The 13,922-nt window shown below is 64.6% G+C and carries 10 protein-coding genes; 7 read left to right on the top strand and 3 right to left on the bottom strand.

Annotated elements, in window-relative coordinates; genetic code table 11:
* Window positions 1-56: 56 nt before the first annotated feature.
* On the bottom strand, window positions 57-1,604 hold the full coding sequence (locus tag HY836_RS03940; protein WP_290673779.1) for an MFS transporter: 1,548 nt from the start codon (window positions 1,602-1,604) through the stop codon (window positions 57-59).
* A 172-nt stretch (window positions 1,605-1,776) separates the two neighbouring features.
* On the opposite strand from HY836_RS03940, the gene HY836_RS03935 reads away from it, so the two are divergent.
* The 4 genes from HY836_RS03935 to HY836_RS03920 all read left to right on the top strand — a co-directional run bounded on the left by HY836_RS03935 (window position 1,777) and on the right by HY836_RS03920 (window position 6,018).
* Complete coding sequence (locus HY836_RS03935; RefSeq protein WP_290673778.1) at window positions 1,777-3,519, top strand: methyl-accepting chemotaxis protein; 1,743 nt, start codon at window positions 1,777-1,779, stop codon at window positions 3,517-3,519.
* A 160-nt stretch (window positions 3,520-3,679) separates the two neighbouring features.
* Window positions 3,680-4,489 (top strand): 2-oxo-tetronate isomerase, encoded by an 810-nt coding sequence (otnI, locus tag HY836_RS03930; RefSeq protein ID WP_290673777.1) that lies wholly within the window; start codon window positions 3,680-3,682, stop codon window positions 4,487-4,489.
* A 60-nt stretch (window positions 4,490-4,549) separates the two neighbouring features.
* The gene (locus HY836_RS03925; RefSeq protein ID WP_290673776.1) at window positions 4,550-5,425 is read left to right on the top strand and encodes an alpha/beta hydrolase; all 876 of its coding nucleotides are present in this window, start codon (window positions 4,550-4,552) and stop codon (window positions 5,423-5,425) included.
* Between the two features lie 35 nt (window positions 5,426-5,460).
* The gene (locus HY836_RS03920; RefSeq protein ID WP_290673775.1) at window positions 5,461-6,018 is read left to right on the top strand and encodes a YaeQ family protein; all 558 of its coding nucleotides are present in this window, start codon (window positions 5,461-5,463) and stop codon (window positions 6,016-6,018) included.
* Here the strand turns inward: HY836_RS03920 and HY836_RS03915 are convergent.
* Window positions 6,002-7,735 carry an AMP-binding protein gene (locus tag HY836_RS03915; RefSeq protein WP_290673774.1) on the bottom strand — a complete coding sequence of 578 codons (1,734 nt, stop codon included), beginning with the start codon at window positions 7,733-7,735 and terminating at the stop codon, window positions 6,002-6,004. The genes HY836_RS03920 and HY836_RS03915 overlap by 17 nt on opposite strands.
* Before the next feature lie 278 nt (window positions 7,736-8,013).
* Between HY836_RS03915 and HY836_RS03910 the strand changes: the two genes are divergently transcribed.
* Complete coding sequence (locus HY836_RS03910; RefSeq protein WP_290673773.1) at window positions 8,014-9,585, top strand: methyl-accepting chemotaxis protein; 1,572 nt, start codon at window positions 8,014-8,016, stop codon at window positions 9,583-9,585.
* A 21-nt stretch (window positions 9,586-9,606) separates the two neighbouring features.
* On the opposite strand, the gene HY836_RS03905 is transcribed toward HY836_RS03910, so the two are convergent.
* Window positions 9,607-10,797: an amino acid aminotransferase gene (locus HY836_RS03905; protein ID WP_290673772.1), complete on the bottom strand. Its 1,191-nt coding sequence runs from the start codon at window positions 10,795-10,797 to the stop codon at window positions 9,607-9,609.
* A 163-nt stretch (window positions 10,798-10,960) separates the two neighbouring features.
* Here HY836_RS03905 and HY836_RS03900 point away from each other — a divergent pair, with 163 nt between their 5' ends.
* Window positions 10,961-12,655: a hypothetical protein gene (locus HY836_RS03900; protein WP_290673771.1), complete on the top strand. Its 1,695-nt coding sequence runs from the start codon at window positions 10,961-10,963 to the stop codon at window positions 12,653-12,655.
* 121 nt (window positions 12,656-12,776) lie between these two features.
* Complete coding sequence (locus HY836_RS03895; RefSeq protein WP_290673770.1) at window positions 12,777-13,895, top strand: S-(hydroxymethyl)glutathione dehydrogenase/class III alcohol dehydrogenase; 1,119 nt, start codon at window positions 12,777-12,779, stop codon at window positions 13,893-13,895.
* Window positions 13,896-13,922 lie beyond the last annotated feature (27 nt).

The raw sequence follows: 13,922 nt of genomic DNA, 5'->3' as shown, positions 1-13,922 counted from the left end.
TTCTCAACATCTTGTTGTTTCACTGCCTGATCCTGCCTGATCCCACCTGATCCTGCTTAACGCACGTCGGCCCTGTGCAGCATACGTCGCACGGCGGGCAGCAGCAAATAAGCGGGGAAGGACAACCAGAAAGTCAGGAAGAAGAAGGTGGCATAGCCCATTTGCTCCACACCCAGGCCCCCGGCCCAGCCCGCCACCGCGCGCGAAAACGCGAAGATCGACGAGAGGATGGCGTACTCGGTGGTGGCGCGCTCCTTGCTGGTTATGCCCATCAGGAAAGCCATGAAGGCACCGCTGCCCAGGCCACTGGTGAAGCTTTCCAGCCCGCTGGCGCCATAAACCGCCAACTGATAGTGTGCGCTCACTTGCAAGCCAGGCTCCGTGTGCGGTACATACCAGGCTGCCAGGGCGTAACCCAGATTGGACGCGGCCTGCGCCAGGCCCAGCACCCACAGGCCCTTGAAGATGCCGACACGGTCTACATACCAGCCGCCCGCCAGCCCACCGGCAATCGACAGCCCCAGGCCCACGTTGACGCTGACCAGGCCGATCTGGGCGGGCGTGAAACCGGCATCCACCCAGAAGGGTTTGACCATGAAGCCCATGGCCGCATCGCCCAGTTTGAACAGGAGGATGAAGAGCAGCACGGCCAGCATGCCCGGGCGCGCCAGCAGCTCCACCCAGGCACCGAAGATGGGGCCGTCGGCCATGGCGTGGGCCTGTGGGCCGCGCGCGGCGGTCACCATCAGGCTGGCGCCGGCGAACATCAGGCCCACCGGCACGGCGCCCTTGAACCACCAGGTGCCGCTCACAGCCTGAATGGCCGACCACTGCGCGGCCTTGGCTATCGGGCCGAGCACCGGCCACAGCAAGCCGGCCATGACCAGGCCCAGCGCCAGCAGCCACAGCGGTTGTTCGCGCACCGCCGCCCACTCACGGGCAGAAGCGCCTTCATCGCGTGCGGCACGCGGTGGCTGCGCGGGCGCAAACAGAATGGACAACCCGTTGATCAGCATGAGCACCGCGCCCAGGCCGTAGGCGGCCGTCCAGTTGGGCTGCCCCGGCTCGCCCATGGCACCGGCCACCACCAGCATGCCCCCGGCTGCCAGCATCCCCACGCGGTAGAAACCGATGCGCAGGCCGTTGGCCACGCCGTATTGCCCCTTGGACAAGAGCTCGATCGTGTAGCCATCGGTGGCGATGTCATTGGTGGCCGACAGCATCGTGAAGGCCGCCAGCAAGGCCCAGGGCCAGGTGGCGCCCTGCCCCAACGCCTGCGGGTGCAGGGCCAGTGCCACCAGCACCAGGGCCATGCCCGCATTGGCGCCGGCAATCCACCAGCGGTGGCCGCGCCAGGCGTCGATCAACGGCGCCCACAGGAACTTCACCGTCCAGGCCAGGCCCAGCAGGCTCAGCAGGCCGATTTCCGCCGGGCCAACACCCGCTTGCCGCAGATTGACCGGAAACAGGTCATAAAACAGGCCCAGCGGCAGTCCCTCTGAAAAGTACAGCAGCGCCACCCAGGCCATCAAGGCCTTCGGGCTGTGCAAGGGAGACAAGGGGGATGAAGCCGCGCTGGAAGGCGGCGTTGGCGGCGATTGCATCCGGGGATTGTAGGAACAGCGAGCACCAGGGCCGAAAAACGGCCGGGAATGGCCCTGGTAAAGCGGACTTTTCAAGGCTTCCCATTTCAGCGAAAGCGGGAAGATGCCGATAGGGTCGATGCGGCGTTTGCTGCCATCGCTTGCTTGACGCGGCCCGGCCCAGGAGGCTTACATGAACTTTCGCACCAAAATCCGGATGCTGCCCATCAGTGCAGCGGCTGTCTTCGTCATCGGCGTGGCCGTCAGCTTCTTTGTGGGTGAGCGCACCTCCAGCGTCCTGACGCACCTGCACGAAGTCGACAACCCGCACATGAGTTACGTGACGGCGGTGGACCGCAGCGTCGAACAATTGCGCCTCACCCTGCAGACGGCCGCTGCCGAAGGCGACACCGAGCGCCTGAAGGAAGCCGACGCCATGGTGGCCAGCGCCAAGGATGCGCTGGGCGGCATGCAGAAACTGCCCGAGAAAACGGCCATCGCCCGAGAGTTGAGCGATGCGTTCGAGGCCTACCAGTCGTCTGCCATCGGGGCGACCCGGGCCCTGGTCAGCAAGAAGGATCCTGGCGAGCAGTTGGGCAAGATGCAAAGCTCACAGGTGGCACTGCAAAAGCTGCTGGAGCAGAACAAGAAGGCCGCCCGCGCCGCCATCGATGATGTCCAAGCCTCCGCCACGCAAGGCGTGAGCACCAATTTGTGGGTCACCTTGCTGACTGGCGTGATCGTGTTGAGCGTGCTGGGCATCGCCTCGCAAGCCATCGTGACCTCCGTATGGCATGACCTGGGCGGCGAGCCCGCCGATCTGCGCGATCTGGTGGGCCGCATCGCCGAAGGTGATCTGGACATGGACCTGCAGCACAACCCCAAGGACAGCAGATCCTTGAAGGCGTCTGTCATCACCATGAAGCACAAGCTGCACGACACCATCGGCGTGATCCGCCACGCCACGGATTCGATCGGCACGGCCTCGTCCGAAATAGCCTCGGGCAACCAGGACCTGTCCAACCGCACGGAACACACCGCCTCGAACCTGCAGCAAACCGCCAGCTCGATGGACGACCTGACCAACACCGTGCGCCAGAGCGCCGATGCCGCGCGCCAGGCCAACCAGATGGCCACGGGCGCGGCCACGGCAGCCCAGCGTGGTGAAAGCATCGTGACGCAGGTGGTGGCCAACATGGCCGAGATCAACGACGCCAGCCGCAAGATCACCGACATCATCACCGTGATCGACGGCATCGCCTTCCAGACCAACATCCTGGCGCTGAATGCTGCCGTGGAAGCGGCACGAGCCGGCGAGCAAGGCCGCGGTTTTGCCGTGGTGGCCGGTGAAGTGCGCACGCTGGCCCAGCGCAGTGCGCAGGCCGCCAAGGAAATCAAGACGCTGATCAACTCGTCGAGCGAGAAGGTCGAATCCGGTTCGAAGCTGGTGCAAGACGCCGGCCACTCCATGACCGAGATCCTGGGCAGCGTGCAGCGCGTATCGGACATCATCGGCGAGATCACGGCAGCGGCTGGCGAACAAAGCCAGGGCATCAGCCACGTGAACCAGTCGGTCAACCAGCTTGACCAGATGACGCAACAAAACGCCGCCCTGGTGGAGCAATCTGCCGCTGCAGCCGAAAGCCTGAAGGACCAGGCGCACAAGCTGGCCGATGCCGTGGCCGCCTTCAAGCTGGGCCGACAAACGGGCACCAGCTCGTTCAGCACGAGCACGGTGACGACCAAGTTCCCGACCAGCTCGTCAAGCAGCTATACACCGGTCACCCCGATGCTCAAGGCCGAGCCGGCCTACAAACCGGCGCCCTCGGCCGCAGCCAAGCCTGCGCCACTGTTGCGCCCCAGCCTGCCCCAGCCCGAAGCCACCCCGGCCCCCGCCGCCACAGCCAAGTCGGACGACGAATGGGAAACCTTCTGATCGCCTGAGCGCACCGCTTCACCGCCGCGCTACACCACGCCGACCGGCCCCGCGCCCGTCGGCGGTCGGTTTTTCAGGGGGGTGGCGGCACACGCTTTTGGGCTACGCTTGCGGCTTCTTGCAGTTGTGCTGCAAGAATCTTGCTGCCCCATCCAAGCCCATGCCTGCCCCCACAACGTCCTGCACACTGAAATTCGCCGCCAACTTATCCTGGCTCTACACCGATCTGCCCTTTCTGGATCGATTCGAGGCGGCTGCGCGCGATGGCTTTCAGGGTGTGGAGTGCCTGTTCCCACATGAACACCCCAGCGCCGAGGTGGCAGCCCGCCTGCGTGACAACGGCCTGCAACTCGTGCTGTTCAACGCGGCCCCAGGCAACTGGGCACAAGGCGAACGCGGCCTGGCCAGCCTGGGTGGCCGCGAGGCGGATTTCCAGGCCAGCATCCACGCAGCCCTGCAACTGGCAGGCGAACTGGATTGCCCACGTGTTCATGTGATGGCGGGGCTGTGCATCGAAGCCGGCCGTGACGCTGCCTGGGCCCGCTACGGCCAACGCCTGCAATGGGCCGCCGAACAGGCGCGGGCCCATGGGCGCACGCTGATGATCGAACCCATCAATGGCCGCGACATGCCCGGCTACCTGCTGACGCACCAGGCGCAGGCCCACGAACTGGTTCAAACCATCGGTTCGCCGCATCTGCAGGTGCAGATGGACCTGTATCACTGCCAGATCGTGGAAGGCGATGTGAGCATGCGCCTGCGCCAGTACCTGCCCACAGGCCGCGTGGGCCATCTGCAGATTGCCGCCGTGCCGGATCGAGGCGAGCCCGATCAAGGCGAGCTGAACTACGACTGGGTGTTCAAGGAACTACACGCGCTGAACTGGCAAGGCTGGATCGGCTGCGAATACAAGCCGCGCGCCGGCACTTCGGCCGGCCTGGGGTGGTTGCGCGCACCAAGTCTGGCCTGATCGCCCCTTCGCACGCTCCGCCCACCACACCCCAACAGCCCCGCCCCAGGAACACGCACCATGAGCCCCACACCGAACTTCCCCGCCACCGTCCGCACCCGTGATGGCCTGGCGCTGGTCACCCAGCACTGGCCTGTGGCGGCCGGCCAGGCACCGCGTGGCGTGGCCGTGATCGTGCACGGCCTGGGCGAACACTGCCTGCGCTATGCCCATGTGGCAGCCTACCTGAACCAGCAAGGCTGGGCGGCCATCGGCTACGACCACCGTGGGCACGGCAACTCGCCCGGCAAGCGTGGCGGCCTGAACACCGACGACGACTTCCTGCATGACCTGGCCAGCGTGGTGGACGCCGCCCGCGCCGCCTACCCCGGCCAGCGCCTGCTGGTGGTGGGGCACAGCCTGGGTGGCGCGATTGCAGGCCGCTTTGTATCGGCCCTGGCCACACCGAAGGAAGCCGCGCCCTGGTCTCGCCCGGTGGACGCGCTGGTGCTGTCATCCCCCGCGCTGGACGTGCCCACAAGCGCCATCCAGAAGGTCCTGCTGGCCACGATCGGCAAGCTCACGCCCGATGTACCCGTGGGCAACGGCCTCAAGCCCGAGTGGGTGTGCAACAACCCCGCCACGGTCAAAGCCTATATGGCCGACCCGCTGGTGCACGACCGCATCACCGGCCGCATGACCATGTTCATCATCGCCGCCGGTGAAAACGTGCGCGCCCGCGCCCCGCAGTGGACGGTGCCCACCCTCATCATGTGGGGCGGCCAGGATCGCTGCGTCAAGCCTGAAGGCTCGGCAGCCTTCGCCGCCACGGCGCCCACCTCGCTGGTCAGCAGCCGCCCCTTCCCCGCTTTGTCACACGAAATCTTCAACGAAGTCGAGCAAGGCGAGGTGCTCAAGACCATGGGCGATTGGTTGAACCGCGTTTTTGGAGGATGATCGCAGTCTTTGCTGTTTTCCGTTAGATCGACATCATGGCGCTCAAAGCCACCATCTTCAAAGCCCAGCTGCAGCTGGCCGACATGGACCGCAACGTCTATGCCGATCCATCCATGACCATCGCCCGGCACCCGTCCGAGGCCGATGAGCGCATGATGATCCGCGTGCTGGCGCTGGCCCTGAACTGGCCGGCCGACACCAAGGAAGGCACGCTGGAGCTGGCCAAGGACATGTGGGAGCCTGACGAGCCCGCGCTGTGGCACAAGAGCTTCTCCGACGAGATCATGCACTGGGTGGAAGTGGGCCAGCCTGATGACAAGCGCATCATGAAGGCCTGTGGCCGCGCCCGCAAGGTCAGCGTCTACGCCTTCCAGAGCAGCACCAACGTCTGGTGGGACAACATCGCCAACAAGCTCACACGCCCTCAGAACCTGACCGTGTGGCAGATCCCCACCGAGCAGAGCCAGGCCCTGGCCACGCTGGCCAAGCGCACCATGCAGCTGCAGTTCACCGTGCAGGATGGCACCGCGTGGATCAACGATGGCGAGCAGACCATCGAGGTCACCCCCGTCAAGCTCATGGGGCCTCAGTAAGCGCCTGTTCGGCCTGCCGTGCACTGGCCTCGGCCACCACGGCGGGCTCCGCATCGCGCAAGGCCCGGCGCAGCACCTTGCCGATGGGCGTCTTGGGCAGATCCTGCCTGAACGCCACCACCTTGGGGCGCTTGTAGCCCGTCAGCACTTGTGCGCAATGATCTCGCACGGCCTGCTCGCTCAAGTCAGCCCGATCCCGCACCACGAACAGCTTGACGGCCTCGCCCGAACGTTCATCGGGGATGCCGATGGCCGCACACTCCTTGACCCCGGGCAGCAAGGCCACCGCGTCTTCGATCTCGTTGGGGTAGACATTGAAGCCCGACACCAGGATCATGTCCTTCTTGCGGTCGATGAGCTTGATGTAGCCGCGCTCGTCCATCACGCAGATGTCGCCCGTGCGCATGAAGCCATCGAGCGTCATCACCTTGGCCGTTTCATCCGGACGCTGCCAGTAGCCTGACATGACCTGGGGGCCACGCACGGCCAGCTCACCGGGTGAGCCTGTTGGCAACTCTCGCCCATCTTCATCGAGGATCACCACCTCGGTGGAAGGCAAGGGCAAACCGATGCCGCCGGTGAAGGCCTGCTGCTGGCCTGGGTTGCAGGTGACCCCGGCTGTGGTCTCGGACAAGCCATAGCCTTCACAGATGACCAGGCCGGTCTTGTCCTTCCACAACTTGGCCGTGGCCTGATGCACGGCCATGCCACCGCCCACGGACTGTCTGAGTGCGCTCCAGTCCACGCTGCGGAAATCAGGGTGGCGCGCCATGGCGGCAAACAGGGTGTTGACCGCCGGGAAGCTGTGAAAGCGGTAGCGTGACAGCTCCTTGAACATGGCCGGCAGATCACGTGGATTGGGAATGAGGATGTTGCAGGCGCCCAGGTGCATGCCCAGCATCATGTTCACCGCAAAACCGAAGATGTGATAGAGCGGCAAAGCCGCCACCATGGTGAACTGCTCCTGGCGCGCGATGGGGTCGATCACCGCCTTGTTCCAGGCCTCGGACAGGAGCATGCTGGCCACCACATTGCGATGCGTGAGCGTGGCGCCCTTGCTCACGCCCGTGGTGCCGCCGGTGTACTGCAGCACGGCCACATCATCGGGCCCGGGTCTGGCCGGCGTGAAGGCCTGGCCTCGTCCAATACGCAAAGCCTTGTTGAAGCGAACCGCACTTGGCAAATCGAAAGGCGGCACCAGCTTGCGCACACGGCGCACCACCATATTGACCACCGCGCCTTTGACCAGGCCGAGCATGTCCCCCAGGCTGGTGAGCACCACATGCCGCACGGGCGTGGCACCGATCACCTCCTGCAGGGTGTGCGCGAAGTTCTCCAGGATGAAGATGGCCGCGCTGCCCGAATCCTTCAACTGATGTTCCAGCTCGCGCGGCGTGTACAGCGGGTTCACATTGACCACCACCATGCCGGCGCGCAAGATGGCCGCCACCACCACCGGGTACTGCGGCACGTTGGGCAGCATCACGGCCACACGGTCACCCGGCTTGAGGCCCAGGCCGTGGAGATACGCCGCCATGCGTCGCGAGGCCGCATCAATGTCCGAAAACAACCAGGCACGCCCCATGAAGCGATAGGCCGGCAAGGGGGCATGCCGCGTCAGGCCTTCATCCAGCAACTCGACCAGAGAGTTGTAAGCCGCAGGGTCAACCGAATGCGGGACACCTGGCGGATAGTGCTTCAGCCAGATCTTTTCCATAGGGGCTCCTCAGCGATGAGCCGGATGGCTCAGGCACGTGTCCGATTCTTCTACGGATGGCACTGAATGCGTGCACGGGATGCCCCCTATGGCGCAGCGCGTTAAGCGTCAGTTTGCACCCTCATTTCTTCGCAACGCGTCAAAGGCCTTTCGCGCAACATCGGTTTGCTGGATGAGCGTTTGCCATCCAGGCGCCGTCCGGAGTCGCATTGCTTCGCAGGCGGAAATGCGATCCCGGTTGGCGTGACCAGCAGTCAACATCACCAACGGATTTCAACATGTTCAATTGGTTCAGACAATTCAGTGTCGCCTCACGGCTGAGGGCGCTCGCCTTGCTCGCTGGGGTCGCAGTCGTCGGCGTGGCCTGCGCGCTGATGTGGTCCAGCTATCAGCAGCAACTGGGTGCACGGCAAGACGCGGTTCGCCAAACCGTGGAGGTGGCGCACGCCACCGTGCAGTGGGTCCACGCCCGACAACAGTCAGGCGAACTCAGCGAGGCACAGGCACAAAAAATGGCGCTGTCCGCGCTCGACAAGCTGCGTTACAGCGGCAACGAGTACTTCTGGGTCAATGACCTGAACCACCGCATGGTGCACCACCCCATCAAGCCCCAACTGGATGGTCAGGATGTGGCCGAGATGAAGGACCCCAACGGCGTTTTTCTGTTCAAACACTTTGTGAGCACCGTGAAGGAAAAGGGCCAGGGTTTTGTGAACTATCAATGGCCCAAACCCGGCATGGACCAACCGCAGGACAAGGTCTCCTACGTCAAGGGCTTCGAGCCCTGGGGCTGGGTGCTGGGTTCGGGCCTCTACATCGATGATGTGCAGGCGGCCTTCCACCAGCAGTTGACCAAGGCCTTGATCGTGGTGACCTTGACTGCCCTCGCGATGGCTGTGTTCATTGAAGTCACGGCTCGCGATCTGAGCCAAGGTGTGAAGGTGGCGGTTCAGCGCGCCGAGGCCATTGCAGAAGGCGATCTGGCCACTGGGCAAGCCCCCCACCCTTTGACACAAGGCGACGACGAAATCGCCCGCCTGCTACAAGCCATGCAGCTGATGTGTGCCGGCCTGGCCAGCACAGTCGCTGAAGTGCGCAACAGCGTGGACAGTGTGGCCATGGCCAGCCAGCAGATTGCCGCTGGCAACCTGGATTTGAGCCAGCGCACGGAGAACACAGCCGCACGGTTGCAGTACACCGCCTCATCCATGGATGAGTTGTCGGGCACGGTGAGCCACAACGCGCAATCGTCTACATCCGCACAGGAGATGGCGGCAGAAGCCTCCAGCCAGGCACAACGTGGCGGCGAGGTGGTATCGCAGGTGGTGCACACGATGGAGGCGATCCATGCGAGCGCGCGCAAGATCACGGACATCATCACCGTGATCGATGGCATCGCCTTCCAGACCAACATCCTCGCTTTGAACGCTGCAGTGGAAGCGGCACGAGCTGGCGAGCAAGGCCGTGGTTTCGCCGTGGTGGCCGGTGAGGTTCGCACCTTGGCACAACGCAGCGCCCAGGCCGCGCGCGAGATCAAGACCTTGATTCAGACATCGACCGAGCATGTCGAATCAGGCGCCACACTGGTTCAGAACGCGGGGCAGACCATGCAGTCCATCGTCGCATCGGTGGACAAGGTGGCGTCGTTGATCCATGAGATCGCGCATGCCACAACGGAGCAGACGCAAGGCGTGGGTGCCATCCACTCAGCCGTGTCGGAGCTCGATCAGATGACGCAGCAAAACGCGGCGTTGGTGGAAGAGTCAGCCGCCGCTGCGGCCAGCCTGAAGGATCAGGCCGATTCACTGGCCGTGGTGGTCAGCCGCTTCAGGGTGGCGGGCGCCTTCTGACGCCCTCGCCTCCCTGGCTGCTCAGATCACGGCGGCCAACGCCTCGGCCACACGGTCCACGTTGTGGCTGTTGAGGCCCGCCACGCACATGCGGCCGGAGCGCAGCAGGTACACCCCGTGCTGCTCACGCAGTGCATCAGCCTGCTCGGCACTCAGGCCGGTGTAACTGAACATGCCGCGCTGGGTGATGAAGTAGCTGAAGTCACGCCCCGGCACACGCTGCACCAGGCCGTCATGCAAGCGACGGCGCATCAGCTGGATGCGCTCGCGCATGCCACCCAGCTCATCGGCCCACAGCTTGTGCAGGGCGGGCGTCTGCAACACACGCGCCACGATCTGGCCACCGTGGGTGGGCGGGCTGGAGTAGTTGCGGCGCACGGCCGACATCAGCTGGCCAAACACGCGCCCGGCCTGGTCCTTGTCAGGGCAGACCACGCTCAGGCCACCCACGCGCTCGCCATACAGCGAGAAGCTCTTGGAAAACGAGTTGGCCACGAAGAAGGGCACGCCGGCATCGGCCAAGGCGCGGATGGCATGCGCGTCTTCATCGATGCCATCGCCAAAGCCCTGGTAGGCGATGTCCAGGTAGGGCAGCAACTGGCGCTCACGCATCACGGGAATCAGCTCGCCCCATTGCGCCACGCTCAGGTCCACACCCGTGGGGTTGTGGCAGCAGGCATGCAGCAGCACGATGCTGTGCCTGGGCAGCGATTTGATCGTGTCCAGCATGGCATCGAACTTCAGGCCGCCCGTGGCCGGGTCGTAATACGGGTAGGTGTTGACCTGGAAGCCCGCGCCTTCGAACATCGCGCGGTGGTTGTCCCACGTCGGGTCGCTCACCCACACCTGCGAATCAGGGAAGTAGCGCTTGAGGAAGTCGCCACCCACCTTGAGGCCGCCTGAGCCGCCCAGGGTCTGCAAGGTGGCGATGCGGCCGCTCCTGACGGCTTCGTGATCGGCACCGAACAGCAGGTGCTGCACGGCCTCACGGTAGTTGGGGGCGCCGGCCATGGGCAGATAGGGCTTGGGGCCGATGTGGGCCAGCATGGCGCTTTCGGCCTCACGCACGGCGGCCATCACGGGCAGGCGGCCCTGTTCGTCGAAGTAGATGCCGATGCTCAGGTTGATCTTGCCCTGACGCGGGTCTTTCTGGAAATCCTCGTTGAGCGTGAGGATGGGGTCGCCGGGATAGGCATAAACGTGCTGAAACATGGGGCTCCTCCAAGGGTTCGGATCGCATTATCGCAAGGGGCACACCGCACCCGAAAACTTGAGGGTGAAAAAGGCGCCCAAACGCCCTTGTTCATGCGCGATTACCCGGGGGGGCTTCGCGGCATTGTGTGCGTTGCCACTGGCTTGCGCCTGGAGCCCTCATATGCACACATCAGCCCCCTCTTCCCTCACCCCACTGGCGCGTTCCGCCCGAGCCGCTCGCCTGCGCGCCCTTCGACTGACCACCACCTTGATGATGGCCGGCCTGCTGCAAGCCTGCGGCGGTGGCGGCGGCGGTGGCGGCAGCACCAGCGAGACGGCCGGCGTGCCGAATGCCGGCGTCGCCCCCACGTCGACCTGGCCATTCCCGTTCGGGATGTCCGTGGCATCGCCCACAGCGCTGGCCCCCGCCAGCGACGTGATCCCGGGCGCACTGGGCATCGACAACCTGGGCTTGAGTACCGCCATGGCCACGCAGCAAGCGGTGTCATCCAGCCAGGTCGATGCCCTGGCCACCGGCCGTCTGAGCTTGTCTGGCAGCGCCCTGCTGGACGTGAGCGCCCTGTTTGACACCGACCCGCGCAGCCACGCCGCGTGCTACGGTCAAAGCGTGGCTTACACCCACCACGACAACGCCACGAACGCCAGCGGCACCTTGCCCGCCGGCGAGGTGGGGATCTGGCGAGCCACCGATGACAGCAGCACACCGCAGGCCTGTGCGGTCGCAGAAGTGGCCGCGCAATCGCAGGCCCTGAGTGCGCGGGCGCATCAGGCCATCTTGCTGCTGGCGGCCATGCGTGATCAGATCGCCAACAACAGCGGCAACAGTATCGCCTTGCCCGCAGCGGGCGCCACAACGGATGTCACCAGCCTGGCCAGCAACCTGCTGACCTCGCAACTGCAGGGCGCGTCGATCCAGGCCGCCAGCGTGACACTCAATGCTGGTGGCAGCGAATACACCTACCGCCTCTTGCTGACCCGAGGCAGCGGCACCAGTGCCCAGTCTCTGGAAATCAGCCTGCTGCACACCCCCGCCGATACCGATGCCCACTACGCTGGCACCTTGCGCATGGCCCTGGCCTACCTGAGCCCCGATGCCAGCATCGGCTGCGCGGACCAGGTAGACAGCGGCTCCGGCCGCTACAAGGTGGCTCGCATGATGTCGGTCGGCTACAACCGCCAGGATCAATGGCTGAGCCTGCGCCTGCGCGCCGGACAGTACTGCGGCAAGCCCGGCAGCACCAACCATTTCGACGAGCTGGCGGCCACAGCCATGTCGGGCGAGCTCGATCCCGCCGTGTACCTGCCAGGCACTGTGCGCGGCAGCACCCTGGGGTGGCGCCAGGGCTTTGTCCGCATGGGCAACGATGTGCTCGTGTCTGCACAGACCAGCGACTTCATCCTCGCCTGGCAGGATCAGCCCTTGAACGGCACCAGCAACGCGCGCCTGTTTGCCGGCCACAGCAGCCTCGACACCAACGCGCAGACACGCACGCTGGCCCTGTTCCATGGCTACACCAACGACATCAGCCACACCGATGGCACGATGCTGGGCATGGCTTGCAACTGGAGCGGCCCCGGCAGCACCCAAACCCTTCACAACGCCTACCAATATCAGGCCGTCAGCCTGAGCCAAAGCGCCACGAGCTGGAGCCTGAGCAGCTCCCGCATCGCCTACGCCCCGACCAACAGCTGCCAATCCAGCAGCGCCATGAGCTTTGACGCCAATGGCGACGGCGCGCTCGACAGTGCCGAAGGCCAGAGCTTCAACTCAGGGCTGGCTGTGCCAACGGGCAGCAACGATGTGCAGGATGAACTGCAGCAGCAAGGCTTCCTGGCCCCGGTTTTGTTGCTGTAAGACAGTTCGCTCCGACCGGGCCACCTTCGGGTGGCCTTTTTCATGGGTGGCGCATGGTGGCTTCCAAGCTGTGGAATAGTGGCGGATTGATAGCAAAACCTTCGCGCCTAGGAGCCCACCGATGAAGACCAAAGCCGCCGTCGCCTGGAAAGCTGGCGCCCCCCTGACCATTGAAGAACTGGATCTGCAAGGCCCCCGCGAAGGCGAGGTTCTCGTCGAGATCAAGGCCACTGGCATCTGCCACACCGATTACTACACGCTCTCCGGCGCCGACCCGGAAGGGCTGTTTCCCGCCATCTTGGGCCATGAAGGCGCCGGCGTGGTGGTGGACGTGGGCCCGGGCGTCAAGAGCCTGCGCAAGAACGACCACGTCATCCCGCTCTACACACCGGAATGCCGCGAGTGCAAGTTCTGCCTGAGCCGCAAGACCAATCTGTGCCAGAAGATCCGCGCCACGCAGGGCAAAGGCCTGATGCCTGACGGCACCTCGCGCTTTTCGCTCAATGGCCAGCCCATCCTGCACTACATGGGCACCTCCACCTTCAGCAACTACATCGTGGTGCCCGAGATCGCCCTGGCCAAGATCCGGGAAGACGCGCCCTTCGAGACCGTCTGCTACATCGGCTGCGGTGTGACCACCGGCGTGGGCGCCGTACTGTTCACGGCCCAGGTGGAAGCCGGCGCCAACGTGGTCGTGTTCGGCCTGGGCGGCATCGGCCTGAACGTGATCCAGGGCGCCAAGATGGTGGGCGCCGACAAGATCATCGGCATCGACATCAACCCGAACCGCGAAGCCATGGCGCGCCAGTTCGGCATGACCCACTTCCTCAACCCCAAGGACATCGAAGCCGCAGGCGGCAACATCGTGGATGCCATCGTGCAACTGACGGATGGCGGCGCCGACTACAGCTTCGAGTGCATCGGCAGCACCAGGACCATGCGCCAGGCACTGGAGTGCTGTCACAAGGGCTGGGGCCGCTCCATCATCATCGGCGTGGCCGAAGCCGGCGCCGAAATCAGCACCCGCCCCTTCCAGCTGGTGACCGGCCGCAAGTGGGAAGGCTCGGCTTTCGGCGGCGCGCGCGGCCGCACCGATGTGCCCAAAATTGTGGACTGGTACATGGACGGCAAGCTCAACATCGACAGCCTGATCACGCACAAGCTTCGCCTGGATCAAATCAATGAAGGTTTTGATTTGATGAAACGCGGGGAGTCGATCCGCTCCGTGGTGATCTACTGAGGCTTTCACATACCAGGGAACCAGCCG

Source organism: Aquabacterium sp. (assembly GCF_016234775.1).
Classification (GTDB): Bacteria; Pseudomonadota; Gammaproteobacteria; order Burkholderiales; family Burkholderiaceae_C; genus Aquabacterium.
Note: the sequence above shows the minus strand (reverse complement) of the source record. Positions and strands in the feature narration are given on the sequence as shown.

Bases quoted from the DNA above. Each gene is read 5' to 3' on its own strand.
- HY836_RS03940 (WP_290673779.1), bottom strand. From the start codon at position 1,604: ATGCAATCGCCGCCAACGCCGCCTTCCAGCGCGGCTTCATCCCCCTTG.
- HY836_RS03935 (WP_290673778.1), top strand. From the start codon at position 1,777: ATGAACTTTCGCACCAAAATCCGGATGCTGCCCATCAGTGCAGCGGCT.
- otnI (WP_290673777.1), top strand. From the start codon at position 3,680: ATGCCTGCCCCCACAACGTCCTGCACACTGAAATTCGCCGCCAACTTA.
- HY836_RS03925 (WP_290673776.1), top strand. From the start codon at position 4,550: ATGAGCCCCACACCGAACTTCCCCGCCACCGTCCGCACCCGTGATGGC.
- HY836_RS03920 (WP_290673775.1), top strand. From the start codon at position 5,461: ATGGCGCTCAAAGCCACCATCTTCAAAGCCCAGCTGCAGCTGGCCGAC.
- HY836_RS03915 (WP_290673774.1), bottom strand. From the start codon at position 7,735: ATGGAAAAGATCTGGCTGAAGCACTATCCGCCAGGTGTCCCGCATTCG.
- HY836_RS03910 (WP_290673773.1), top strand. From the start codon at position 8,014: ATGTTCAATTGGTTCAGACAATTCAGTGTCGCCTCACGGCTGAGGGCG.
- HY836_RS03905 (WP_290673772.1), bottom strand. From the start codon at position 10,797: ATGTTTCAGCACGTTTATGCCTATCCCGGCGACCCCATCCTCACGCTC.
- HY836_RS03900 (WP_290673771.1), top strand. From the start codon at position 10,961: ATGCACACATCAGCCCCCTCTTCCCTCACCCCACTGGCGCGTTCCGCC.
- HY836_RS03895 (WP_290673770.1), top strand. From the start codon at position 12,777: ATGAAGACCAAAGCCGCCGTCGCCTGGAAAGCTGGCGCCCCCCTGACC.